Here is a 728-nt window from a genome sequence, read left to right on the forward strand (position 1 = left end):
ATCGGCCTTGCGCTCGTAGCGGCGGTGGAGTCGGCGGAAGCCGCCGAGCCAGGCGACGGTGCGTTCGATCACCCAGCGGTGTCGGCCCAAGCGGTTGGAGGCTTCGATCCCGCGGCGGGCGATGCGCGCGGGGATCTGCCTGCGGCGCAGGTAGGAGCGGATGAAGCGGTGGTCGTAGGCTTTGTCGCCGTGCAGCTTGCCGGGTCTGCGTCGTCTCGGGCCGCGCCGTGAGCGGATCGGTGGGATGGCGTCGACAAGCGGGATCAGGGCCTGGCTGTCGTGGACGTTGGCCCCGGAGATCGCGAGTGACAGGGGTAAACCGGTACGTTCGGTGAGCAGGTGGATCTTCGACCCGTACTTGCCCCGATCGACAGGATTCGGACCTGTCAGCTCCCCTTTTTCAGGGCGCGCATGTTCACCGAGTCGACCGCGCACCGCGACCAGTCCAGCTCGCCGAGCGTGCCGAGTTCGTCCAGGATGACCCGGTGGAGCTTGGCCCACACCCTGGCCCTGCTCCACTCGGTGAAACGCCGGTGGGCGGTCGGTCCGGACGGGCCGAAACAGGGCGGCAGCTAGGCCCACGTGCACCCCGACGTGGCGACGAAGACGATCGCCGCCAGCACCTCCCGGTCCCCGTACCGGCGCCGGCCACCGCCCTGCGGCCGGGTTGGCGCCTCGGGCACAACCAACTGGAACAGCTCCCACAACTCGTCCGGCACCAGGCGCTC

At 69.6% G+C, this 728-nt stretch carries 1 pseudogene; it reads right to left on the minus strand.

Annotated features, from left to right (window positions below):
• Positions 1 to 728, minus strand: a pseudogene (locus ABD308_RS39510) (IS5 family transposase); the annotation flags it as partial.

The organism is Kitasatospora putterlickiae, from assembly GCF_039527695.1.
GTDB classification, from domain to species: domain Bacteria; phylum Actinomycetota; class Actinomycetes; order Streptomycetales; family Streptomycetaceae; genus Kitasatospora; species Kitasatospora putterlickiae.